The 23,005-nt window shown below is 60.1% G+C and carries 20 protein-coding genes; 4 read left to right on the forward strand and 16 right to left on the reverse strand.

Going from position 1 to position 23,005, the window contains the following annotated elements; all coding sequences use genetic code 11:
• Positions 1-16 precede the first annotated feature (16 nt).
• The 8 genes from H0Z09_RS07260 to H0Z09_RS07290 form a co-directional block, all read right to left on the reverse strand.
• The gene (locus tag H0Z09_RS07260; RefSeq protein WP_186688993.1) at positions 17-1,471 is read right to left on the reverse strand and encodes an outer membrane protein transport protein; all 1,455 of its coding nucleotides are present in this window, start codon (positions 1,469-1,471) and stop codon (positions 17-19) included.
• 102 nt (positions 1,472-1,573) lie between these two features.
• The gene (gene praB, locus H0Z09_RS07265) at positions 1,574-2,065 is read right to left on the reverse strand and encodes an alkane oxidation protein activator PraB (RefSeq protein ID WP_186688996.1); all 492 of its coding nucleotides are present in this window, start codon (positions 2,063-2,065) and stop codon (positions 1,574-1,576) included.
• Between the two features lie 133 nt (positions 2,066-2,198).
• Entirely contained in the window at positions 2,199-2,324 is a 126-nt protein-coding gene (locus H0Z09_RS27475; RefSeq protein ID WP_273017008.1) for a hypothetical protein, read from the reverse strand.
• Positions 2,325-2,611: 287 nt separating this feature from the next.
• Positions 2,612-4,066 carry an outer membrane protein transport protein gene (locus tag H0Z09_RS07270; RefSeq protein WP_186688998.1) on the reverse strand — a complete coding sequence of 485 codons (1,455 nt, stop codon included), beginning with the start codon at positions 4,064-4,066 and terminating at the stop codon, positions 2,612-2,614.
• A 129-nt stretch (positions 4,067-4,195) separates the two neighbouring features.
• Entirely contained in the window at positions 4,196-4,690 is a 495-nt protein-coding gene (gene praB, locus H0Z09_RS07275; protein ID WP_186689001.1) for an alkane oxidation protein activator PraB, read from the reverse strand.
• 131 nt (positions 4,691-4,821) lie between these two features.
• Positions 4,822-5,316, reverse strand: coding sequence for an alkane oxidation protein activator PraA (gene praA / locus H0Z09_RS07280; RefSeq protein ID WP_186689005.1), 495 nt, complete (start codon positions 5,314-5,316; stop codon positions 4,822-4,824).
• Positions 5,317-5,446: 130 nt separating this feature from the next.
• Positions 5,447-6,727 carry an alkane 1-monooxygenase gene (locus tag H0Z09_RS07285; protein ID WP_186689008.1) on the reverse strand — a complete coding sequence of 427 codons (1,281 nt, stop codon included), beginning with the start codon at positions 6,725-6,727 and terminating at the stop codon, positions 5,447-5,449.
• Between the two features lie 294 nt (positions 6,728-7,021).
• A complete protein-coding gene (locus tag H0Z09_RS07290) occupies positions 7,022-8,083 on the reverse strand; it encodes an alpha/beta hydrolase (protein WP_186689011.1) in 1,062 nt (353 codons plus the stop codon).
• Positions 8,084-8,286: 203 nt separating this feature from the next.
• Between H0Z09_RS07290 and H0Z09_RS07295 the strand changes: the two genes are divergently transcribed.
• Genes H0Z09_RS07295 through H0Z09_RS07305 form a run of 3 tightly spaced genes read left to right on the forward strand, consistent with a single transcriptional unit; the run spans position 8,287 to position 11,561 of the window.
• Positions 8,287-9,825: an NAD(P)/FAD-dependent oxidoreductase gene (locus H0Z09_RS07295; RefSeq protein ID WP_186689014.1), complete on the forward strand. Its 1,539-nt coding sequence runs from the start codon at positions 8,287-8,289 to the stop codon at positions 9,823-9,825.
• Positions 9,822-10,712, forward strand: coding sequence for an SDR family NAD(P)-dependent oxidoreductase (locus H0Z09_RS07300; protein WP_186689028.1), 891 nt, complete (start codon positions 9,822-9,824; stop codon positions 10,710-10,712). Before H0Z09_RS07295 ends, H0Z09_RS07300 begins: the two co-directional genes overlap by 4 nt.
• 15 nt (positions 10,713-10,727) lie before the next feature.
• On the forward strand, positions 10,728-11,561 hold the full coding sequence (locus H0Z09_RS07305; protein ID WP_186689030.1) for a metal-dependent hydrolase: 834 nt from the start codon (positions 10,728-10,730) through the stop codon (positions 11,559-11,561).
• Here H0Z09_RS07305 and H0Z09_RS07310 read toward each other — a convergent pair.
• Complete coding sequence (locus H0Z09_RS07310; protein ID WP_186689033.1) at positions 11,558-13,633, reverse strand: EAL domain-containing protein; 2,076 nt, start codon at positions 13,631-13,633, stop codon at positions 11,558-11,560. The genes H0Z09_RS07305 and H0Z09_RS07310 overlap by 4 nt on opposite strands.
• 285 nt (positions 13,634-13,918) lie before the next feature.
• Between H0Z09_RS07310 and H0Z09_RS07315 the strand changes: the two genes are divergently transcribed.
• Complete coding sequence (locus H0Z09_RS07315; RefSeq protein ID WP_186689034.1) at positions 13,919-14,248, forward strand: DUF6388 family protein; 330 nt, start codon at positions 13,919-13,921, stop codon at positions 14,246-14,248.
• A gap of 4 nt (positions 14,249-14,252) precedes the next feature.
• Here the strand turns inward: H0Z09_RS07315 and H0Z09_RS07320 are convergent, their stop codons facing one another.
• Genes H0Z09_RS07320 through tagH form a run of 7 tightly spaced genes read right to left on the reverse strand, consistent with a single transcriptional unit; the run spans position 14,253 to position 23,003 of the window.
• Positions 14,253-15,098, reverse strand: coding sequence for a serine/threonine-protein kinase (locus tag H0Z09_RS07320; protein WP_186689037.1), 846 nt, complete (start codon positions 15,096-15,098; stop codon positions 14,253-14,255).
• Positions 15,095-15,808: a PP2C family serine/threonine-protein phosphatase gene (locus tag H0Z09_RS07325; RefSeq protein ID WP_186689040.1), complete on the reverse strand. Its 714-nt coding sequence runs from the start codon at positions 15,806-15,808 to the stop codon at positions 15,095-15,097. Before H0Z09_RS07325 ends, H0Z09_RS07320 begins: the two co-directional genes overlap by 4 nt.
• On the reverse strand, positions 15,805-19,143 hold the full coding sequence (gene tssM, locus H0Z09_RS07330) for a type VI secretion system membrane subunit TssM (RefSeq protein ID WP_186689050.1): 3,339 nt from the start codon (positions 19,141-19,143) through the stop codon (positions 15,805-15,807). The genes H0Z09_RS07325 and tssM overlap by 4 nt, the downstream gene beginning before the upstream one ends.
• The gene (gene icmH / locus H0Z09_RS07335) at positions 19,144-20,007 is read right to left on the reverse strand and encodes a type IVB secretion system protein IcmH/DotU (protein WP_186689053.1); all 864 of its coding nucleotides are present in this window, start codon (positions 20,005-20,007) and stop codon (positions 19,144-19,146) included.
• Positions 20,008-20,012: 5 nt separating this feature from the next.
• Positions 20,013-21,341: a type VI secretion system baseplate subunit TssK gene (gene tssK, locus H0Z09_RS07340; protein WP_186689060.1), complete on the reverse strand. Its 1,329-nt coding sequence runs from the start codon at positions 21,339-21,341 to the stop codon at positions 20,013-20,015.
• Position 21,342: 1 nt separating this feature from the next.
• Positions 21,343-21,828, reverse strand: a complete 486-nt coding sequence (tssJ, locus tag H0Z09_RS07345) for a type VI secretion system lipoprotein TssJ (protein WP_186689075.1) — start codon at positions 21,826-21,828, stop codon at positions 21,343-21,345.
• 5 nt (positions 21,829-21,833) lie between these two features.
• Positions 21,834-23,003 carry a type VI secretion system-associated FHA domain protein TagH gene (gene tagH / locus H0Z09_RS07350; RefSeq protein ID WP_186689088.1) on the reverse strand — a complete coding sequence of 390 codons (1,170 nt, stop codon included), beginning with the start codon at positions 23,001-23,003 and terminating at the stop codon, positions 21,834-21,836.
• Positions 23,004-23,005: the final 2 nt, after the last annotated feature.

Below are 23,005 nucleotides of genomic sequence, written 5' to 3' on the forward strand. Positions count from 1 at the left end.
TGGTTCTCCTTAAACGTCAGAAGGCGTAAGTGGCCGAAAGGCTGACGACGTCACCGGACGCATTGACCTTGCCATCAAGGTTCGCAGCGCCAAGGCGGTCGACGTTGCGGTTCTTCAACTTCACCTGCTGAACGAATTGGTGGGAATACGCAACATCCAGCGTCAGGCCCTCGACTGCCCTCACCTCGTACCCGGCGCCAAGGGACAGAAATGTGCGATCCCCATCCGGTATCCGCGGGTCACGGGTCGAATTGCGCGTGGGCGTCTGGTCAATGGCCAGGCCTGCACGCAAGGTCAATTCATCGGTCGTGCGCAAGTCACCACCGAGGGCGTACATCCAGGTGTCTTTGTAGTTGTAGGGAATAGAGACAATCGTGACGTCACCGGACGTGAGCGTCAGGTCTTTGAACGACGACCACTGCGTCCAGACCACACTTGCGCCCAGGGTTAAACGATCATTGAACCGGTGCACCCAGTCCAGGCCCGCAGTGGCGGGAATATCCAGCCGGGTGCTGGCTCGGGCACCGTCCGGAAACAGTTCTAGCCCCGGATACGCCGTGCCGACCAGCGTACCGCTACCGCCGAACGGGCTCGGTTGGGTCATGAGGTTGTAGGAAAATTTATCGGCATGGATGTTGTACTTGCCGGTCATCCTGTTCTTGATCCTGGCGTGGTAGTTCAAGCCCACGGTGTCTTTGTCCGTGGGTTTCCAGGCGACGCCGGTAAACCAGCCTGCCGAGATATTGTCGACCTTGACGCGCATCAGCGCGCCCCCGACATCAGACGGAAAAGGAATGCCGCCCAGTTCGGAATCGGACACCGCCGCCGCCGACAACAAGTCGATATTCTGGCTGACGAAGCCTTTGCTGTGTTGGACGATCATGCCGCCCCCGATGGAAAACCGCTCGTTGACTTTGAACGACAAGGACCCTGTCAGCCCTACGGTTTCAATTTTGGTGTCCACTGCAAAGCCGCGCAGTTTCGAGTCTTCATCCCAGGTTGAACGCATGCCCTGGGGCACAACCTGGCTCAGGCCAAAGGCGAATCGATCGCCCAGGGGCATCACCATGAAGCCCGTCGGCAGCCAGGCCGTGAACCCGCCTTGTCCGCCATCATTGGTGTTGACAGTGGTTGCCGAGCCGTCGGGAAAGCCATCGCTGTCCAACGGCGTAGTGGAGATGGGGTTGCCTGCATAGTCAGAGGCGTCGCCTTTGTACTTGATCCTGATGCGTGCGTAGTCAACCGTGAACTGCGCGATGTTGCGATCAACGAAGGCCATGGCGGCCGGGTTGTTATACGCCGAACTGGGATCGTTCCTGAACAGCGAACCGCCCGCGAACGCCCTCCCCCAACCGGGTGCACCATAAGTCGGCGTGGAGAAACCGCCGGCCTGCACAGGCAAGGCAATCAGCAACTCGCCGATCAATGCCAGCCCCAGCAGAACCCGTACCTGTCGCCTTTTATCATTCATACGGCACTCCTTACTGCGATAGCCCTCAGCCTGCGCAACCGGCGCCTCGCTTGAGGCGCCGGTCTTTTAACGGGCGATCAGCCCTGTGTGCTCAAGCCAGCGTCAAGGCACAATGGTGAATGCAGGCGTCGGCTTGACGCTCAGGCTCACCACGGTGCAGTTGCCCGCCAGGGATTGATTGGACGCGGTCAGCACGCCACCGCTGTAGCTGGAGGTGATGGTCGAAGCACCACACTTCGAGGCCGGGTACAGGATTGACCCGGCGATGGTGTAACCGACGTTGGACACAGAACCCTGGGTGGTCCCGGTCGCCGTCAATGTCCACGGCAGCCCGGTAATCTTGGGCAAGCTGCAAAGGCCGCCACCGGTGACGGCAACGCCGGTGATCTTCGCAACACCCGCGGCGTCGACATTGCCGGTGAAGGTCGCCCTACAGTTAACGGCAGCCTGGTAGGAAGACGGCGATTTCACCGAGATCGTGCCAGGAGCGGTGAAGTTGGTGTTTATCGGAGTGATGCTATAGGCATTGGCCAGTGAAGCTGCGCTCATGCAAACAGCCAGGGCAGACAATGATACGAGGGTCTTGAAGTTCATCTTTATTATTCCTCATCTATAAAGGCGAGTGACTCGCCGGGGGTAATGGCCATGATCAAAAAGCCCTGCGCAAACAACAGGCCCTTTGGTCCAGCCAAATCATCAACTCACTGATCGGCACATAAAAAGAATCTCAGCGGAATACTTTAATGAGGGCGCGCTCGGCAACGCCATCCAAGTAAGACTTGATGACAAACGACAGGACCACAGCGATCCATTTAATATGAGCGGCTGACTTGCCAGAGGCGTGTTCAATCATTGCTCTTCCCTGGAAACTTACATCAATTAGGTAGAACAACTTTCTTGCATCTGAACACAAGCCGAAATAGGAATAATCTGAGCGATTAGTAGTACCAAACCACGCAACTAATATGCGCAATTGGTATATTCCTATGAGCGTAGGAAGTTTGCCCAACAGCGATAACTTCGCACCTTGGACAAGTAGGAGATATGAACGGGTTGCGTGAGTATCCCGTTAAGAAGGAGCGCAGAGGATAAAGCGCCAAGACGCGCTTGGCGCTTTATCCTTAATGCTGGGGTACAGGCTTAGAACGCATAGGTAGCCGAAACAGAGACAACATCGCCTGAAGATTCGGCCTTGCCATTGAGGCTTGCACCCCCCAGGCGATCAACGTTCTGGGTCTTGAGCTTGACCTCTTGCACGAACTGGTGGGAATAGGCCAAGTCGACACTCAGCCCCTTGATTGCCTTGACGTCGTAGCCAGCCCCCAACGACAGGAATGTACGGTCGCCATCCGGGATACGTGGATCGCGAGTCGAATTACGTGTAGGTGTCTGATCAAAGGCTACACCTGCACGCAGTGTCAGCTCATCGGTAACACGATAGTCCCCCCCGAGGGAGTACATCCAGGTGTCCTTGTAGTTGTACGGAATGGACACAATGGTGGTGCCGCCAGACTCAAGCGTCAGGTCTTTAAACGAAGACCACTGAGTCCAGGTTACGCTGGCCCCCAAGGTGAGCCGATCATTGAACTGGTGCACCCAATCCAGACCCGCCGTGGCAGGAATATCCAGTTGGACGCTGGCATGGGCGCCGTCTGGCGCCAGATTCAGCCCTGGGTAAGCAGTATTCACCAACGTACCGTCACCGCCAAACGGGCTCGGTTGAGTCATCAGGTTGTAGGAAAATTGATCGGCATAGACATTGTATTTGCCGGTCATCTTGTTCTTGATTTTGGCGTGGTAATTCAAGCCAAGCGTATCTTGGTCTGTAGGCTTCCAGACAACACCGGTAAACCAGCCAGCCGAAATATTGTCAACTTTGACACGCATCAGCGCACTGCCGACATCCGACGGGAAATTGATACCTCCCAGCACCGAATCAGACACGGCAGCGGCAGACAACAAGTCGACGTTCTGACTGACGAACCCCTTACTGTGCTGCACGATCACGCCACCACCAACGGAGAACTGGTCATTCACTTTGAAAGACAGGGATCCGGTCAACCCTACGGTTTCAATTTTGGTGTCCACTGCAAAATCGCGCAGTTTCGAGTCTTGATCCCAAGTGGAGCGCATACCCTGGGGTACAACCTGACTCAAGCCGAAAGCGAAGCGATCCCCCAGGGGCATGACCATGAAACCGGTTGGCAACCAGGCAGTAAACCCGCCTTGACCACCGTCGTTGTTATTGACCGTGGTCGCCGCTCCATCGGGGAAACCATTGGCATCCAATGGCGTACTAGAGATGGGGTTGCCTGCATAATCAGAAGCATCCCCCTTGTATTTGATCTTGATGCGAGCGTAGTCGACTGTAAATTGCGCAACGTTGTGTTCCACAAAAGCCATGGCCGCCGGGTTGTTGTACGCCGAGCTCGGATCGTTCTTGAACAGGGAACCGCCGGCAAATGCGCGTCCCCAACCTGGCGCGCCGTAGGTCGGTGTTGAAAAACCGCCGGCCTGTGCGGGCGCGGTCGCTATCGCCCCGCCAATCAAAGCCAGCCCCAGCAAAACCTGCACATGTTGTTTTTTATTATTCATGCGGCACTCCTTTTGTTATCTCTCTGAGCCAGCCCTGCCGGTTCGTCTCGCGGCTTGCAATTGAACTGGCGCCCAGTCAAGGCGCCAGTTTTTTCAACGGGCGATCAACCCTTCGTTCCTATGCGTTCTTCAAGGCACGATGGTCAGCGCAGGGCTCGGGGTAACGCTCAGGCTCACCACGGTGCAGCTGCCGCTCAGGGTCTGGTTGGTAGCGCTCAGCACACCACCGCTGTAGCCCACGGCGATGGTAGAAGGGCCGCAGTTGGAGGCTGGATAAAGAATCGAACTGGCAATGGTGTAGCCGACGTTCGTGACCGAACCGACAGCAGCGCCGGTGGCAGTCAACGTCCAAGGCAAACCGGTAATCTTAGGCAGTGCACACAGGCCGCCACCGGTGACCGCGACGCCGGTGATCTTGGCAACGCCTGTCGCATCGACATTCCCGGTAAACGTGGCCCCGCAGTTCACAGTGGCCTGGAAGGACGATGGCGACTTCACCGAAATGGTGCCCGGCGCGGTAAAGCTTGTGCTGACAGGGCTGATACTATAAGCATTCGCCATCGAAGCAGCGCCCATGCAAACAGCCAAAGCAGACAACGACACGAGGGTTTTCAAGCTTTTCATTGTTGTTCCTCACATGTTAAGGCGAGTCAGTTCGCCAGGGGTAATGGCCATGAACGAGAGGTCACGGTGAAACTGCAGAACTTCCCTTTCCAGCCAAATTTCAATTCATCTACCGCAACAATATCCGGCGGTTACTCAACAACTTTGAAGTTCGGCGGCATCTTGATCGACACCGTCTTGATCGTGCAGTCGTCGCCAATCGGTACATTGGCGGCTTCCAACTTGCCGGTGGCATTGTCCCAAGTACCTTCTGCGGTAGAAGGCCCGCATTTGCCGCCCAGGCCAAACGCATGCACATCCACGCTGATCTTCGACATGGAACCGCTCTTGGTGTCCTTGGCAACCAATACCCAGGGCAAGTTAATGGCTTCGACCCGGCTGCACTTGAGGCCGCCGTCGAATTCAACCTTGTTTACATTCACCGATGAACCATCGGCCGCCACGTTGCCGGCCACCTTGATGGTGCAATCGGCGCTGATCAGCGCACCTTTGGAGAAACTGATGGGGCCTTGGGCCGTGAAGGCGCTGCCGGCGGGTTCGATGCGGGCAGCCTGGGCCTGGTGATAAGCGATCAGCCCCAGGGCGGCCAATACAAGATGAGCAGTGAACTTGGCGGGTGAGTGCATGGTGCGTCCTTCCCTTTAAATTATTGTTGTTCGGGTCAAACTACTTAATGTGCAACTGGCGTGGGAAACAGTGGGCGACAGCGACCGCCAGATACACAGCCCCGAGCACACCCACACCTTTCAATTCACATCAGAACGGCTTGGCAGCGCCGCTGTATTTCTCCAGATACTTCAACCGCTGTGAAGGTTGAAGATTGGCCAGGCTGATATCGCCGGCATAATGGTTGAGCACGCGATGATCCATTCGCCGCCGCCATAAGTAAGGCACATAGGCCCAGACAATCATGCTTGCGTAGCCGTAGGGCAGTTGCGGCGATTCATCAAAGTGGCGCAACGACTGATAACTACGGGTCGGGTTGGCATGGTGATCGGAGTGACGCTGCAATTGGAACAGGAAGATATTGGTGACAATACGATTGCTGTTCCATGAATGCCGTGGCGAACAACGTTCATAACGACCATTGGGCAACTTCTGGCGTTTAAGCCCGTAATGCTCGACATAGTTCACCACCTCCAGCAGCGAGAACCCATAGATGCCCTGGATGATCAGGAACGGGATCACCGCCAGGCCCAGCCAGGCGATCATCGCGCCCCACAGCACCAGGCTGTACATCCACGCGCTGAGCACGCCGTTGCGCCAGTGCCAGGTCGGCAGGCCGAGTTTGCGCAGGCGTTCGCGCTCCAGGTTCCACGCCGAGCGCGCACTGAACCAGACCGAGCGCGGCAGGAACGCCCAGAAGCTCTCTCCCAGGCGCGAGCTGGCCGGATCTTCCGGTGTGGCGACGCGTACGTGATGGCCACGGTTGTGTTCGGTGTAGAAGTGCCCGTAGAAGGTCGGGGCCAGGGTGACCTTGGCCAGAAACACTTCCAGCGCATTGGGTTTATGCCCCAGTTCATGGGCAGTATTGATCGCAATGCCGGTGGCGGCACCGGTCGACATGGCCATGCCCAGGTAGGTAAGCGCGCTCACTTCACCATGCAGCTGAGTGCGCTCGGTGATGTAGCTGGCGAGTTGAGACAGCGCACTGGAGGGTTCGAGGTTCGCGGTCGTCTGCAACAAGCCGCCGTGGATGATCCAATCGATCCCGCCGGCGGCCAGCCAACCGGTGATCACCACCGATGAGAGGACGAACAGCACGCCGGTGTAGACGATCCAGCGGTAATAACGCTGGGACTCAAGGTGGCTGACGGCGGATTCGGGCGGGTTGCTTACGTCCTCACCGAGCAGGGCGTCGATCAGCGGGATAAGGCCGAAGATCACCAGCACGCCGACCCACCAGAGTGACTGAATACCGGTGGTGATCGCCAGGGCTCCGGACAGCAGCGGCGTGGCCAAAGGCATGATGCCCAGCCACCAGAGGTGACGCTTGCTGTCGGTCCATACGCTTGGGGCTGCCAGGGTCTGGTTCATGGCAGTCTCCGCGGCGGGAAAGCGCAAAACAGGTTCAGGGAGCGCTGAGTGCTCCAGGAAATCAACCATGCGATAAAAGACGTTTTTTTCATTTTTATTCGCTCTTAGGCATTTCAAAAACAATTTCAAAATAAACATTGAAATATTTTTTTAAAGAAATAGCGCGGAATCGATAGGTCGTCAACTACTTTTTCGAGGCCTTTTCAACGTGACCGGGCAGTCTGTTTTTCTGCGCCTGGGTCAGGTCTCTAGGGCAAGCATTTCGCAGCGGCTGCCCCGAAATGACAGCCACGATTATTTGTCGACCAGGGCAAACGGCGGATGCAAAATCGGTGTGGTCTCAGGTGGCCGCACGCGCTTGGCCAGCTGTTGAACCGCATCGACTACACGCGCTGTGGCGGTGATGGGCAACATATGCCCGCGCCCTTCCACCAGTTGCAGCTTGAGGCCCGGAACCTTGTCAGCGAGGGCCTGGCCGTGTCTGCGAAAGTCCAGGACCTTGTCGCGCGCGCCATAGACCAGGCTGATGGGCAGCGTCAGCTGCGGGTAGCGCTTGACCATGCCCGGCAGGTCGTTATTGACCAAGGCAATTTCGCTGGACGCGGCGTAGAAGTTATCGGGGCGCATGCCCAGCAGCCCGCCGCCACGGGTGGCGAAATCCTGAGGGGCACTGTCCGGGGCAAACACACCCTTGACGACCGATCGGCGTGTCAACAGCCCCATGGGCACGGTCAAGGTGTGCGACACCCAGCGTCGCAGCCAGGCCGGGCGCACCGCCAGTGACCAGAACACCAGCGGCAGCGTGGGCTGGGGATGGGTCAGCGGAGCCACCAACACCAGCCCCGACACCGCGTGGGGATGGTCCAGGGCCAGCGCCAGGGAAATGGCCCCGCCAAGTGAATGCCCCAGCACCAGCGGTTTATCCAGGCCGAGGGTGTTGATGAACCCAGCCACCTGCCGCGCCTGGGCCGGCAGGTCCGCGGCGGCGCCTTTATGGCGGGTGGAATAGCCCGACCCCGGGCGGTCAAGCGTGATGACGCGAAACTGTTCGCGCAGTTGCCCGGACAAGGCATAGGTCAGGTTGCGACTGCTGCCCATCAGCCCATGAATCATCACCAGTGGCGGGCCCTTGCCCTCCTCGTAGTAATGAAAGCGCTCGCCGTTGACCTCCACGAAACGCCCGTCGTTTGGCACGGCCGCTTCGATACGGCGCGTCATCCAGGCACTGAACCCCCATAAAGCGGCACTCACGCCGATAAAAACAGCTGCAGCGATCACCCATTCAACAGCCATAGCTCGGTCCTCTGCGTCCCTGCCGCTGGCGACCCGACCGGAATTGATCAAGGCCTCAGCCATCGCCTCACCAGGACCTGAACGGCGTGCCTGTCCGTCGGACAATCAGCACATAAGAGACCTGGGACTAGCGTAGGCGATATTTTCAGGTAGATTATTTAAAATCTTTTTTAAAATAAGTAATTCAATTTTTCTTTGCAATGGTGTTCTATCTAAAAAGACACAACAAGAAAAGGAGCACATCCAATGCCTACGAAGGACTGCTTATGAATGTCCGCAGTGAGTCAATTGACATCGCCATCATCGGCTCAGGCTTTGCTGGCCTGTGCATGGCGATCAAGCTCAAGGGAGCCGGGTTCACCGACTTCTTTATCGCCGAGCAGGCCGGCAGCCTCGGCGGCACGTGGCGGGACAACCACTACCCAGGTTGCGCCTGCGATGTGCAGTCCCATGTGTACTCCTTTTCCTTCGCGCCCAACCCGAATTGGACGCGGCAGTTCGCGCCGCAGGCGGAAATTCGTGCGTACCTGGAGCAATGCGCTAAGCGCTTTGAATTGGCGCCCTACCTGCGCTTCGGCATGGGACTTGTGCGCGCGGTGTTCGATGAAGCCCGGCAACGCTGGCAATTGAACTTCAGCGACGGCAGCCAGGTGAGCGCACGGGTGCTGGTGTCGGGCATGGGCGGCCTGTCGCGCCCGGCGCTGCCGGATATTCCAGGGCTGGACAGCTTCAAGGGCAAGCGTTTCCACTCCCAGCAGTGGGACCACGACTATGCCTTGAAGGGCAAGCGCGTAGCGGTGATCGGCACCGGCGCCAGCGCTATTCAGTTCGTGCCGCAGATCGCGCCGCACGTGGCGCATCTGGACCTGTTCCAGCGCACCCCGCCATGGATCATGCCCAAGCCCGACCGGCCGGTTTCACCGTTCGAGCGCTGGTTGTTCAAGCATTTGCCCTTCACTCAACGCCTGGTGCGTAGCGCTTTCTACTGGGCGCTGGAAGGCCGTGTGGTCGGCTTCGCGCTGCACCCACGCCTGATGGGCATGGTGCAGAAAATCGCCCTGCGCCACCTGCATAAACAAGTGGCGCGCCCTTCCCTGCGCAAGACGCTGACGCCGGACTACACCATCGGCTGCAAGCGCGTGCTGATTTCCAACGACTACTACCCGGCGTTATCGCGCAGCAATGTCGCGGTGGTCACCGATCACATAGCGCGCATCGAAGCCGATGGGGTGATCACCGCCGACGGCATCAAGCACCCAGCCGATTGCCTGATCTTCGGCACCGGCTTCCAGGCCACCGACCCCTTGCCCCGCAACTGCATCATCGGGCGTGGCGGCGTGGACCTGATGGACACCTGGCAAGACGGCGCCCACGCCTACAAGGGCACCACGGTGCCGGGCTACCCGAACCTGTTCCTGATCGTCGGCCCCAACACCGGGTTGGGGCATAACTCGATGATCCTGATGATCGAAGCCCAGGTGACCTACATCCTCGACGCACTCAAGCAGATGCAGCGCCATTGCATCGCCACTGTGGACGTCAAGCCCGCAGTGGAAAGCGCCTACAACAGACAACTGCAAGACAAACTCAAGCGCACCATCTGGAACACCGGCGGTTGCCAGAGTTGGTACCTCGACCCGCGCACCGGCAAGAACACCACCCTGTGGCCGGGGTCCACCTGGCGTTTCAAGCAGGCCACCCGGCAGTTTGCGCTCAAGGACTATGCGACCGACCTGCAGCCGATCAATGCGCCTGGCCATCCTGTGGCGGCGCCCCACTCCACCGTAGAAGGCAGCCTGTCATGAAGTCATTCAACGGCCGCGTCGCGGCAATCACCGGCGCGGCATCCGGCATGGGACGCGCCCTGGCCTTGGCTCTCGCGCGGGAAGGTTGCCACCTGGCCCTGGCGGACAAAAACGCCCAGGGGCTGGAACAAACCTTGGCATTGATAGAGCGCTCAACCCTGGTCCCTGTGCGGGTCACCACCCAGGCGCTGGATGTTGCCGACCGCCAGGCCATGGAGGATTGGGCCGCCCGATGCGTTGCCGACCATGGCCAGGTCAATCTGGTGTTCAACAATGCCGGGGTTGCGTTGTCGAGCACGGTGGAAGGTGTGGACTACGCCGACCTGGAATGGATCGTCGGCATCAACTTCTGGGGCGTTGTCTACGGCACCAAGGCGTTCTTGCCGTATTTGAAGGCCTGCGGCGATGGCCATGTGGTGAACACGTCCAGCGTGTTCGGCCTGTTTGCGCAGCCGGGCATGAGCGGCTACAACGCCACCAAGTTCGCCGTGCGCGGCTTTACCGAGTCCCTGCGCCAGGAGCTGGACCTGCAATGCTGCGGCGTATCGGCCACCTGCGTGCACCCCGGCGGCATTCGCACCGACATCTGCCGCAGCAGCCGTATCGACGCGAATATGACCGGCTTCCTCATCCACAGCGAACAGCAGGCCCGCGCCGACTTCGAGAAGCTGTTCATCACCGACGCCGACCAGGCCGCCAAAGTGATCCTGCAAGGCGTGCGTAAAAACAAACGTCGCGTGCTGATCGGCCGCGACGCGTTTTTCCTCGACCTGCTCGCCCGCTGCCTGCCGGCGGCCTATCAAGCGCTGGTGGTGTTCGCCAGCAAACGCATGGCGCCCAAGGCACGCCGGCCGGTGCTGGAAACCAATGACGAACCCCGCCACTGAACAGGAGCACGCACTATGTTGCCGATCCGCCGAGACATCCGTTTCGCCCTGCCCGCCGAGCGCATCAAGGACTGGCATGAACAGGGCCCGTTCATCACGCATTTCTTCAATGCCCTGTCGCTGCTGTTCCCCCAGGGTGAGCTGTTTTTCATGGACAGCGTGCGCCACTACCGCCAGCGCATCGACGATCCCGAGCTGAAGAAGGCGGTCCAGGGTTTTATCGGCCAGGAGGCCATGCACAGCCGTGAACACGTGGCCTACAACGACCTTCTGCAGGCGGCTGGCCTGCCGGCGCACACCCTGGACCGTCGGCTGAAATTCATCCTTGACCTGCAGAAAAAACACCTGCCGGCGTCCTTCAACCTGGCGGTGACCATTGCCCTTGAGCACTACACCGCGATGCTTGCGGAAATACTGCTGAGCGACCCGTCACGCTTCGGAAACTCACTCAAGGGCTACCAGCAAATGTGGTATTGGCACGCCCTTGAGGAGACCGAACACAAGGCCGTGGCCTTCGATGTCTGGAACCGCGTGATCAAGCCTGGCCCCAAGCGCTACTTGTTGCGTACCGGGACCATGCTGACCACCACGCTGTTGTTCTGGCTGGTGGTGTTCGATTTCCACCTGCGCCTGCTGATGGCCGATCGCAAGTCGGGTGGGCATCTGAAGGGTTTCTGGCGCATGTTGAAATTTCTGTATGGGCCCAAGGGGGTTTTCCCACGGATGGTGGTGCCATGGCTGCACTACTTCAAGCCTGGGTTCCACCCCTGGGACCACGACAACCGTGCGCGCCTGGCGGGCATTGACGAGCTGGTCGAAGAGATCGAGCAGACCCAGCGCGGGTATTAGCTCTGCGCCAGGGCGGCGCGCTCACGCACGAAACCCTCCAACTGATCGCCCGGCAGCGCCTTGCTGAAATACCAACCCTGGATAATCAGTTCGGCGCCGGTATTCAGGAAGGCCAGTTGCTCAGCGGTTTCCACGCCTTCCACCACCACGCCCAGGTTCAGCGCTTCACAGAAGCGCAACATGCCCGTCATGACCTGGGCGCCCTTGGGGTCGTGCTGGGCCACGACGAAACTGCGGTCGATCTTGATGAAATCCACCGGGAACTGGTGCAGGTAACTCAAGGCTGAAAACCCGGTGCCGAAGTCATCGATATAGACCTTGGCGCCGATGGCCTGCAACTTCTGGATGGTGCGGCGCGTGACCTGGATATCACCGACCAGCGCCTCTTCGGTAATCTCCACCGACACCTGGCCGTGGGCTTGGGCGAGGATCTCCACAAGGCGATCGCCATGGGCGGCATCGGTCAGGGTCGCGCTGGAAACATTGATCGTCATCGGCAATGCAAAGCCGAGCTTGCGCCACTTCTGGTACTGGCGCACCGCCTGGGACGCCACCCACACATCCACATCCGGCATCAACCGCGCCTGGGCCAGCCATTGCAGGAACTCCCAGGGTGAATGCACCGTGCCCTTGGCGTCACGGGCACGCATCAATGCTTCACAACCGGTGCACAGGCCGGTGCGGGTCGAGACCTGCGGTTGGAATTCGAGGTAGAACTCGTAGTCGCTGATCTGCTGGATGCGGCTGAACTCGCTGGCCTGGCGCGCCAAGGTCCTGTGGGAGGCGAGCACCGGGTCCAGCTCGCGCAGCCGGCCCTTTTCCTCAAGGCCACGGAAGGTCATGTCCAGGGACTTGAGGTACACCGTGCCGCCTTCGCTGGCCTGGCGATGGATCGCGCGGACATACGGCACATACACCAGGGTACCCAGCCCCACTAACGCCACTTGCAGCAACACCGCCGCCAGGTCGCCGTGAGTACTGAGATAGGCGTTGAGCAGCACCGGAGCCGTAAATGGAACGCTGACCACCGCCGGTGCCACCCATCCCATGTGCACGACGGACAACGCCACCATGGCGTTTAACGCCGGTACGATCAAAAACGGTATGAATAAGCGCGGGTTGAGGATGATCGGCAAGCCGAACAGCAACACTTCACTGACATTGAACAGTGAAAGCGGCAAACTCGCCATCGCCAACAGGCGCATGGACTGGCTTTTGGAGATCAACAGGATCGCCAGCAGCAGGCACAGCGCACCGCCCGAGCCACCGATAAACGCAAAACTGCCCAGCAGGCCACCGTTCAATATGTACTTGATCGGCTCGCCCGCCGCCAGCGCGGCACCATTCAGCACCACGGCCTGGTCGAGCACATCGAACAGCGGCTGCATGGCGTACACACCGTGGATCCCGAAAAACCACAGCAACGAATTCATCAGCGTCACAAACAGCCCGCTGCCATAAGGCGATTGCAAGGCGTCGAATACCTGCGGCCCCTGAAGCTGCGCTACATAGGGGACCTGCAGCAACAACGACAACGCCACCACCAACGCCAAGGCGGTGATGAAGCCCGGCACCACCATATTGATCGTGCCGCGCAGGTTGTGCCCCACCAGTTCTTCGTTGACCAGGCGGGTCCAACGGTAACGGTGCAGCCAAGCCATCGTCGGCACATTCAACAGCGGTGATGCAATGGCGATGAACAGCACGAAGGTGGCCGAAGCGCGGGGATATTCGCGCAGAATAAACGTTGCCAGCAGCACATTGGCCAGGCAAAGAAACGCGACCGGCAATTGCGGCAGGCGATGCTGGATAGCCAGCATGTAGCCGATGGAAGCCGCCACCAGCAGTGGGATGACGGAGCTGATCTGATTGTGCAGGCCAGCCAGGAACGCCACCACCTGCGGATCGAATCCGAATACCCGGGCACATTCGGACAACACCAGGAAGCCAGCCGACACCAGCAGGCACGGCAGGATCCACAACAAACCTTCGCGGATCGCTCGCAGCGACTCCGTGCTGGCCAAGGCGGCCAGCCGTTGGGTAAAGAAAAGCTTGAACAGCGTTTGCGCCATGACCTATCCCTCTGCCCATCGCACACTGTCCCTGGAAGGCAGCGCCGTAAACACGGGCTAACGCTACACGTCCTGGCACGGTGAGCGAAAGCCTTTTACCATTCGTCCGTGTGAATTTTCCGTATGGGATGACAGGCAATTCCCTGGTTTTTGCGCTTATTTGAATTTCCCGCCCAAGCCAATTTCTGAATCTGCTTCAATGCGTAGTGTCTGTACTACGCGAAGACGCACGATGCCACGGCGTTCAACGCAACCCCTGACCTTGCTATTGTTTGGAGTAAGCCCTTGTCAGCACCCGGCGATAACCACCAGCTCGCGCTGGACAGATTTCTCGACGCACACCCCGATGTGGCCAATGAACTCGACACCCTGAACCCGTTGGCCGCCCAGGCCAAGGGCGAAACCCTGGCGCAATATCGCGCCGAACGGCTGCATGAAGCCTTTGAGGCCGAAGCCGAACGCCAGGGCCTGTTTGCCTGGGAACTGACCCTCAAACTGACCGCCGAATCCCTCGACGCCTTTGAAACCCAACGCCTTGAGGTGCACAAGGAAGTAGCGCAGATGGCGGGCATGAGTTGGGAAGAATACTGCCAACTGCACAACCTGGACGGCTGACGCATTACCCGATGAACCAGCGACGACGCTGGTCCGCCATCCCTTCACGTAGCTCGGCGGCGCAGACGGTTCGCTGTTCGGGGTCCGGCGCCAATGCCGCACGCAACGGGGGCCAGCACTGCCTGGGCAACTGCCTGGGCCGAGGCAGGCGCAGATTGCTTTGGCGCTCATCGGGGCGGCGTCCCTCGGCCAGTTCATACAGCACACAGGCAGCGCCGTACAGATCAGCGCTGGCCGACGGCAGCCCTCCCGCCATCAGCTCCGGTGCGGCATACGCTGGGGTCCAGGCATTCAGGCGACTGCGGCTCAAGCCGGGCAATCCTGCCCTTGCCTGGGCCTCAGCGTGGCCCAAGCCAAAATCGAACAAGCGCACTCCCTGCTCCCCCACCATGATATTGGTTGGCTTTACATCGCCATGCGCCACACCCTGGCGTTGGATGTAGACCAGTGCATCCAGCAATTGCAGGGCCATGGGTTGCAGCTCATGCCACGCCAGCCCCTGCGGATACTGCGCGAGCATGCGGTCCAGGGTCAGGCCAGGCATCACTTCCATGGTGAAGAATGCCACCTGTTGGGCCGTATCGACCTCAAACGAAAACGCACGCACCAGGTGATCATGTTGCAGGCTTCGGGTCAGCGCGAATTCGCTGTACAGCAACACATGAGCATCAGCGCACGCGCAAAGGCTGTCGCCCAACAGCTTCAGCGCCACACGGCAATCCGGCTCGCCGAACGCCTCATGCAACAGGTCACGGGCGCGATAGACCACCCCCATGCCCCCAGTCCCGAGGATGCGTTCAAGCTGATAGCGTCCCGCAAGCAGTTTCGGTGGGCCAGCAGCGCTGTTCATGGCTGGATCACCACGGCCGTGAGGTCATCCCGCGCCGGCCCCCGCAGTACGTCGCTGAACAGCTGTTCCACCACTTGTCGGGGCGTTCCTGCACTCATGGCACGCCCCAGTTCCCGGTGGCTGAGGCCTTGGTACAGACCATCGCTGCATAGCAGGAACACATCCCCGGGCCGGGCGCGCAGTTCCAGGATCTCTAGGCTCAGTGGCTGGCGCGCTCCCACCGCGCGGGTCAAAGCCCTTGCGCCTGGATGAGCCTGGGCCAGCGCTGGACTCAACTGCTGCTTGTCCATCAAATACTGCTGAAGGGAATGGTCCCGCGACAGTTGATACAGACGCTGCCCTCGCCATAGGTAGCATCGGCTGTCACCTGCCCAGAGACAGGCCGCGCGGTTTTGCTCCAGTAACAGCACGACTACCGTACTGCCCATGACGCCGCCCACACCACAGGTCTGTTGCAATTGGCTGTCGAGGCCTCGCAGGCAGCGTCGGACGGCCTCGATCCGCTGATCCAGAGCGCCCTGGCCTAACAGCGCGGCAAGGCCGCTGACTACGCTTTGACTGGCTACATTCCCGGCATGGTGGCCACCCATGCCGTCGGCCACCGCCCAACAACCGCGCTGCGGGCAATCGAGGAATGCGTCCTCGTTGCGCGAGCGACTCTTGCCCTGCGCCGTGCGTCCGGCACTTCGCCAAGGGTGAGCCGGGCTCATAATTGGTCCGGCAGGCGGAAGGTGCGCCATGTCGCCATCTGGAACGGGCTGGGGCTGCGTTGGCTGGTCAGCACGTAATTGGCACGCAGGCCCGCCAGGTCGGCCTTGAGTATCTGGCCATCCCTGCCGCTGGCAGGCTCGGTTTGCATCAGCTCGAAAAACCGGAACAACGACCAGGCACCCCGGTCTTTTTCGATCCCCAACGGCCGCTCTGAACCGCGCTCCAAGACCAGGCTGCTACGGCCATTCTCTGCCTCGCTCGGCCAATGAAACGCCACCGGCACGATCGGGCCGTGACGGTACTCCAACTGCTGATTACCCACCCGCAGCGTCGCCCGGCTGACAGCCTGGTCCAGGCTATAGGGCGCCAGCGTGAACCGCACGGCCCAATCCCCCTGGTCCTCGCTGAAAAAACCCTGGCGAATGGTTTGCGCCCTGGCCAGTTGCTCCAGCACCAGACGCGACATCGGCAGGCTGCGTCCCTCCAGGGTCCGCAGACGATAGCGGTTGCCCTCGGCACTCACAAACGGTCGCAGGTACGCCTCATAAAAGCGCGCCATGGCCCCCCGTGGTTTGAAAAACTCCTGAAAATCGCCCAGGGCAACGTCGCTGCCGGCGTGTGCATCAAATGGGTATCGGCGCTGGATGGCCTTCGCATAGAAGCCATGAAGCTCGCTTTGATACCGCTGATTCACATAGCCATAGGCATCCTCGAGCAGGTAGCGCCAGCTCTGGTCGGCCATCCCTTCGAACCATCCCCTGAGCGGTTGCGGCAAACGCGCCGCCACATCACGCAGGTTGCCCAGGAGCGGCTGCTGCCCATCCATGCGTTGCCTGGCCATATTGAACGCAGCCTGCTGCGGCGAACTGTCCCGGCTCAGTGTCGACAACTGCAGGTGCAGCTCATCGAGCAAACGCAAGGCCTGCGTCAATTCGCCCCCAGGGTTCTGCTCTTCATCGAGCAATTGATGCAAGGGTTCGAAGCGGCGCTGCAAGGCTCGTCGAGCGGTATCAGGCAGCGCCGTCCGGGCCAGTACGCTGGACGTCATTGCGCCCAGCTCGCCGGCCTGTTGGCTCACTGTTTCAAGCCGATCGGAGAGCGGTACCAGCCGCGTGTTTTCGCGAACCTGCTGCAGCAACTGCACCAGGGCCGATTGGGCCGAAGTAAGGCTTGCGAGCTGCTGCGCACCTTGTCGCAGATTGCCACTGTCGAGCAGCCTGACCCGACCAAGCGCCTCACTCCATGCATCAGCGTATTCACTGAAATAGCGCTGCTCCAATTCAAGCACCAACTTGCGTAAGTCCATGACGCTGAGGTCGGTGCCTTCGCCAAGCACCCAGTTATCCTTGGCGATGGCATTGACCAGTTGAGGGCCCTGTTTTTCGAAAAACTGCAGATATTTTCGAGTATAGAACCCCGGTATAGGCGGCTCGACCCTCGAAAACGCCGGACCTTCGGCCAGGCGGTAAGGCTCCAGGCTCCGCGCTTGCTCGCGCAGCGTTCGGTAAACCACCTCCGCCAGCGACTCACCGCGTAATACCAGGCGGGCCTGGGCCACCAATTCGTCGTTCAACGGCGCCAGAAACGGCTGCTCAAGGAGCCGTGCCAGGTGTTGATTCAGACGTTTATGCGTCGAGGGGTCCGTTGGCCACTGGCCCGCCACATACTCCGCCAACCACGCCGTATCACGTCGTTCGCGCAGGTTGAGCATCAGGTAGGCGCGCAGGCTGTCCAGCAACCGCTCGCGATCCGCCAGGCGGCCTCGCACCTGTCCTTCGAGCAGCCTTGTCAGGTACGGCAGCAGTTGTTGGCGCAAGGCTTGTTCATAGGCGTTGACCACCGGCGGGCGGGTCGACTCCCCTTGGTACAAACCCGCCCGATCAACCCACCGGACGTCCGCCAACGGTGCATAGACTTTTGTTGCAGCCAGGCGGCTATCCAACAGGGCCAGCAACGTGAGGCTCTCGTCTGAACCCGGTGGAGCAGAGGGCCCGATAGCGCTCAGTTCCAGCAGTCGCTGATGGTTGAACGAGAAACTGTGCATCCACAACGCTGCCGCTGTGCCGATCACCACGGTTGCGGCCAGCGCCAGCAACCCGTGACGTCGATGTATGCGCTGGCGCTCCGGGGCATGCAGCCCGGCGAGATCGGCCTCGGCAAATATCACGCGATTGAACAGGCCCTGGACAAAATGAGCGCGCATATCGCCAGTTTTCGCACAGGTCAGGTAAAACCCTTGCAGGCCATTTATGCGCTGGTAGCGATGCGCGCAAAACGCGGTTTCGATGAACAGGCACAGGGGATCACCTAGGCGTGCGACGTGCCGGGGAAAATCCAGCATCCGGCCGCGACGCTCGATATTGCGCTCCTGATGCAAGCGCGCGATCAGCTCTGATCCCAAGCGTTGCAACATGTTCTGGAACATGTCCCTCACCTGGGCGATGTCCGTACCGGACGTGTCGGCGACCAGGTGCCCACCCAAGACTTCTTCTGTGCCGTCACCCTGCTGCGCGTCAAAGAACTCAGCAAACCCGGCCAGCCGATCCGCCTGGGTCAACACCAGGTATACCGGCACATCCACATGCAATGTCTGCTGGATCTCATGCAAGCGGGTACGCACATCACGCGCGTGGCGCTCAAGGTCATGTTCGTCGCTGCTTGAAAGTGTATCGACTGACAACGTCACCACTACGCCGTTGAGCGGCCGCCCCCTGCGCCACGACTTGAGCAGGCCCAACAGGGCCGTCCATCCCGCCGCATCGACCGCATGCTCGGGCTGGCCCAGATAGCGGCCAGCCGTCTCGACCATCACGGCCTCCTCGGCAAAGTACCAGTCACAGTAAGACGTTGTGCCTGCGGGCGCTTCAGCCCGATCGAGCGGAGACTGCAAGCCACCGGCGGCCAACAGGCAGGTCTTGCCACTGCCTTGTTCGCCGACCACCAGGTACCAGGGCAACTCGTTTCGCCATCGCTCGCTGCGCGAGCCGTAGCGCCGCGAGCTTTTCAACGTCTGCAGCGCCTCCTTGAAACGCCCTTGCACCTGTCTTATTTCATGACTGATCAGTTCCTGCCGCTGGTGAAGCGCCTGGTGCTCGGGCTCATGCAACCGAGCGGTACGACGCGCGCCCACCACTACCATCGCCAGGCCCCACATCAGCAGCAACCCGCTGATGGTCAGTAAACGGGACGTCGAGCTTCGCCAGAAACGGTGGTCATCCACCGCCAGCGAAGGCCCGCAAAACCACACCAGCAGCGCGCTGGACAACACCAGCAGCAGACTCCATACCCAACTTTTGCGCAGTACCGTACCCACGCCCTTGAAGAATGCGTTCATTCATTGCTCCAGCGTTACGAGGGCGTCCGGGACAGATTGAAACGTCTGCAGCGCCGTTATGCGTTCCTGGCCCAGTACCCAGGCGAATCCCGAATACATCACAAGCAAACAGGCCAGTACGCAGACGGCGGCCCAGGTGACCGAGACAATGCGCAGCCGTGGCCGGGATGCCCTCTTCGCGTGCGGCGCGATGGATGCCGGCAGGCGGTCACCGCGCACATGCCTGATCTGGCGATACACCGCGTCATGCACCGCTTCAAGGTGCACCCTTCCCCGCTCCATGACCCGGTACTTACCTTCGAACCCCAATAACAGGCACAGGTACATCAATTCCAGCATGGCCACATGCTTGACGGGGTCGCGGGACAAACGCTCCAGCAACTGGAAAAACTTTTCACCGCCGAAGGTTTCGTTGTGAAAACGGCTCAAAAGGCTTCTGCTCGACCAGTCGCTGCGGTTGCCCCACGGCGTGGTGACCACCGCTTCATCAATGACACTGCAAAGTACATAGCGCGCCGACATCACCTGACTGTCCTGCACGCCCAAGTGCAACGCATGGGCCTCAAACGCGTTAATCCCCGATGAAAGCTGGTCATTGAGCGCCTGCAGGCTTTCCCGGCCAGAAATGAACTTGAGCTGGACAACCTGCGACAACAGATCCCACGCTGCCGCCAACAGCGCGTTCGGGCTTATCTTGAAGCTCTCGCTCCCCTGCAGACGGGCCGCATAGATCATTCGGTCCTCCAATTGCTCGAAGCGCGGCGGCGTTGGGAAGTCGGTGATTGGCCCCTGCGCCGGTCCGAGCCCGTCACGGTCAAGCAGCACGGTTTTTTCGTCCTGCGGGTATTCACTGTCCATAGTCATGGTGTTCAGTTCCTGATAGCCCAGAAGTTGAGTTCCAGCTCGGCGAACTCGCCGCTGGCGTGGAAGGCGAAACCACCCGATTGTTCCAACTGCGCGATGTCGCGCGGGCTGAGTTCGAGCATGAAATAGGTCTTGCCGGCATGAAACGGGATCTGTCGCGGCGCTACCGGCAAGGGCGTGACCTTGATACCGGCGAGATGCAGGTTCACCAGTTCGCGGATGCGTTCCACGGGGCCGATCTTCAGATGCGCGGGCAAGCGGTGACGCAGCTCTTCGCTATCGCACTGGGCGGTGGCCGCCAGGATGAACGTCGCAGTGCCCAGTAACTTGAGATCGTTGACCGGACAGACCAACACCCCGTACTGGCGTTGCTGCAACGCGAGCTCGATGGCGTGTTGTTCCAGCACCCGCGACAACGCAGTACGAAGCCCCTCCATCAGCCCACGAAAGCTCGCCCCCTGATCGCCATGCTGGTACTGAAGCGTCAATGGCGCGCGCCTGTTGTCACTGGCAAAGGCCGACAGTTCGCCGAGAATCGACAGCAACTCCCGATACAACCGCTCCGGACGCACTTGGGCCTGACTCAGGTAGTGACGCAATATCAATTCGGCACGATTGGTCAGTTGCAGCATCAGGAAGTCGCCGACCTGCGCACCCGCCGAGGCACCGCTGCCCTGGATGCGCGCGGCAATCGCATCGCCACGGGTCGTCAGCAGGCTGATCACCTCCTTTAGGCACGACCACACATACCCCGAGCCCTTGAGGTAGATGAATGTCGGTACAAAATCCGCATCCAGCCTGGTGCCGCCGTCAAGGGTTGAATCCTGTACCTGGGCAACCTGGAGTTTCACGTAAAACGGGTCACTGGTGCCCTCCCCCAGCACCAGGCGCAAATCGGGGCGTGCACAGTTGACCTGGCAACGCGAGTCGACGCCGGCATTGGAGTCTCCGATTTCCGTTTCACAAGCGACGTAGCGCGCCAGGACATCGCCTTGCTCCTTCCTGCGCACTTCAACCTGATTCGCCGTCGCCAGGGGCAGCGCCAGATACACCGCCTGCCGGCCCACATTCGCAGGTATCTGCAATACCAGCGGTTCCATCGCACCGCTCAGCTCGAACAGGCTGCCATCCGGCAATACGCCGCTGGCCTGGTTGAGCACTATCTTGCCCAGGTTGAGGTACTGCAGATCCACATCCAGGCTCAGGAACCCCCAGGCATCGGTGTTCAGCAGGCGTGTGCGGTTGAGTTGTCGATGGAAGTAACGATCGCTGTGCTGCAAGTGCTGAGGCCTGAGCAGCATGCCTTCTTGCCAGATAACGTTATGGATCTGCATCTCAATCCTCCGCCCTGTCAGTGTGGGACGCGGCCATACGGATGCCCGCCTGGTCCAGCACAACGTCGGCACGGGTCAATTGCCCTGGGTTTACAGGCAGCACCAGCCGCCATTGCACGTGGGGCAAGTCGCGATAGGCCGCCAGCACGCCGACATAACGGCTGTGCGGCTCGACACTCAGCTTGAGTGCCAGGTGTTCACCGGGGCGCAATTCCAGCTCTTCGCTGGCGACCCAGTCCTTGGGCAGCGTCTGTTCGGCCCTGCCGTAAAGGCTGAAGAACTCGGCGTTTTCAAAAGCCACGGGGTGCCGCAGCTCGATCAGTTGCACCACCACGGGGGATGGACGGCCGTGAAGGTCCGGGTTGACTTCGTCAGCGGCCACCAAGGTCAGGTCCAGTTTGGTCATGCTCGAAAAAGGTGAGAGGGTGCTGCAGCCGGCCAGCAGGCCAAACGCCAACAGCCTTGATATAACGGCGATTCGATACATGAACATCATCCTGGGTGCCCGACGTGGAGAGTGGAGACCAGGCGTACCTGCTCTGCGTAGGCCTTGGAGAAGTCTCTGCGTAACAGCTGCTCGCCCGAGACCTCCTCGTCCGTCAGCCGCCGATAATGGCGCTGATACGCTCGCCAACGGGCACCATCACTGAAGAACCGGGGCGGCTTGCCCTCGCGCTCGAAACACTGCACTAAATGCCCAGGCGCGAAGGCGGCCAATGCACCGCGGACAGCGGCCCGACTGGCCACGACCAGCGCCAGTTGATGAACTTGCAAATCACGATAAGCCTGGGTCACCGCTTGTTCGGCAGAGAGTTGCCGCGACTCGCTGGCGCCCAGCAGTGCTGTCATGGCAGCGTGGCTGTCGGCGCAGTCTTTTAACGGATTGGAGGTAACGGACACCGGGGCGGTTGATGCTTCGTTCAACTCACTGTGCAGCTCGTCACGGGTCCGCAGGCTTTGCTGCAAGCCCTCGAGGGTCAGTTTGAACAGGCCTGCTACCTGGATTGCCAGCGCTTCACGCGCCGGCGTATCGAGCGTGTCCAGTGGCATGCCCAATGCTCTCGCAAACTGCGTCCAGAACGTTTCACCGGCAGGTGCGGCCGTGGCAAGTTCGCAAGAGGGGGCTTCTTCGGACGGTGCCGCCCATTTCGGTACGACCAGATGATCGCGATCCACAGGGCCCTGGCAAAGCGATGGGGGCAGCCCCTGCGTTGAGGTGTCCAGGGCGCCCAGCTCTGCCGATGAGTCACCGTCCATGTGCAAGCGCTCCAGCGCACAGACCGGGTCAAGACCGAAGAAGGCATCGTCTGGAATCTTGTCTTCCCGGGCAAACGGCCGCCGTTCCTGCGCCACCAGGCTGGCCCGAATATCCAGCCTGCCCAGCTGGTATACGTCACCGTCACTGATCAGCCGTGCCTGGCCTTTGCACAAGCGCTCCATGCTGCCCGATATGCCGATGCCGTTGCTGCTGATATCGGTGAGAAAGTAGTGGCCTTCCCGATAAACGACCAAGCCGTGATGGCTGGAAACCAAGCGATCAGCGCCCGCGATGATCCAGTCACAGCCCTTTCCTCGGCCGATCACGCCGCCAACGCCGTCAAACGTTTTGCGAGCAGGCGGCTCACCGCTTGCAGTACTGCAGACTTCAAAGGTTAATTGCATGC

The sequence above is a fragment of the Pseudomonas sp. SWRI18 genome, from assembly GCF_014268345.1.
In the GTDB taxonomy this organism is placed as follows: Bacteria; Pseudomonadota; Gammaproteobacteria; order Pseudomonadales; family Pseudomonadaceae; genus Aquipseudomonas; species Aquipseudomonas cedrina.

What these genes read in the sequence shown, in the direction of transcription:
- H0Z09_RS07260 (WP_186688993.1), bottom strand. Translation starts at nt 1,471, where the DNA reads ATGAATGATAAAAGGCGACAGGTACGGGTTCTGCTGGGGCTGGCATTG.
- H0Z09_RS07310 (WP_186689033.1), bottom strand. Translation starts at nt 13,633, where the DNA reads ATGGCGCAAACGCTGTTCAAGCTTTTCTTTACCCAACGGCTGGCCGCC.
- icmH (WP_186689053.1), bottom strand. Translation starts at nt 20,007, where the DNA reads ATGACTATGGACAGTGAATACCCGCAGGACGAAAAAACCGTGCTGCTT.
- praB (WP_186688996.1), bottom strand. Translation starts at nt 2,065, where the DNA reads ATGAACTTCAAGACCCTCGTATCATTGTCTGCCCTGGCTGTTTGCATG.
- H0Z09_RS07300 (WP_186689028.1), top strand. Translation starts at nt 9,822, where the DNA reads ATGAAGTCATTCAACGGCCGCGTCGCGGCAATCACCGGCGCGGCATCC.
- tssK (WP_186689060.1), bottom strand. Translation starts at nt 21,341, where the DNA reads ATGCAGATCCATAACGTTATCTGGCAAGAAGGCATGCTGCTCAGGCCT.
- H0Z09_RS07320 (WP_186689037.1), bottom strand. Translation starts at nt 15,098, where the DNA reads ATGAACAGCGCTGCTGGCCCACCGAAACTGCTTGCGGGACGCTATCAG.
- H0Z09_RS07305 (WP_186689030.1), top strand. Translation starts at nt 10,728, where the DNA reads ATGTTGCCGATCCGCCGAGACATCCGTTTCGCCCTGCCCGCCGAGCGC.
- H0Z09_RS07285 (WP_186689008.1), bottom strand. Translation starts at nt 6,727, where the DNA reads ATGAACCAGACCCTGGCAGCCCCAAGCGTATGGACCGACAGCAAGCGT.
- H0Z09_RS07325 (WP_186689040.1), bottom strand. Translation starts at nt 15,808, where the DNA reads ATGAGCCCGGCTCACCCTTGGCGAAGTGCCGGACGCACGGCGCAGGGC.
- tagH (WP_186689088.1), bottom strand. Translation starts at nt 23,003, where the DNA reads ATGCAATTAACCTTTGAAGTCTGCAGTACTGCAAGCGGTGAGCCGCCT.
- praA (WP_186689005.1), bottom strand. Translation starts at nt 5,316, where the DNA reads ATGCACTCACCCGCCAAGTTCACTGCTCATCTTGTATTGGCCGCCCTG.
- tssJ (WP_186689075.1), bottom strand. Translation starts at nt 21,828, where the DNA reads ATGTATCGAATCGCCGTTATATCAAGGCTGTTGGCGTTTGGCCTGCTG.
- H0Z09_RS27475 (WP_273017008.1), bottom strand. Translation starts at nt 2,324, where the DNA reads ATGATTGAACACGCCTCTGGCAAGTCAGCCGCTCATATTAAATGGATC.
- H0Z09_RS07290 (WP_186689011.1), bottom strand. Translation starts at nt 8,083, where the DNA reads ATGGCTGAGGCCTTGATCAATTCCGGTCGGGTCGCCAGCGGCAGGGAC.
- praB (WP_186689001.1), bottom strand. Translation starts at nt 4,690, where the DNA reads ATGAAAAGCTTGAAAACCCTCGTGTCGTTGTCTGCTTTGGCTGTTTGC.
- H0Z09_RS07295 (WP_186689014.1), top strand. Translation starts at nt 8,287, where the DNA reads ATGAATGTCCGCAGTGAGTCAATTGACATCGCCATCATCGGCTCAGGC.
- tssM (WP_186689050.1), bottom strand. Translation starts at nt 19,143, where the DNA reads ATGAACGCATTCTTCAAGGGCGTGGGTACGGTACTGCGCAAAAGTTGG.
- H0Z09_RS07270 (WP_186688998.1), bottom strand. Translation starts at nt 4,066, where the DNA reads ATGAATAATAAAAAACAACATGTGCAGGTTTTGCTGGGGCTGGCTTTG.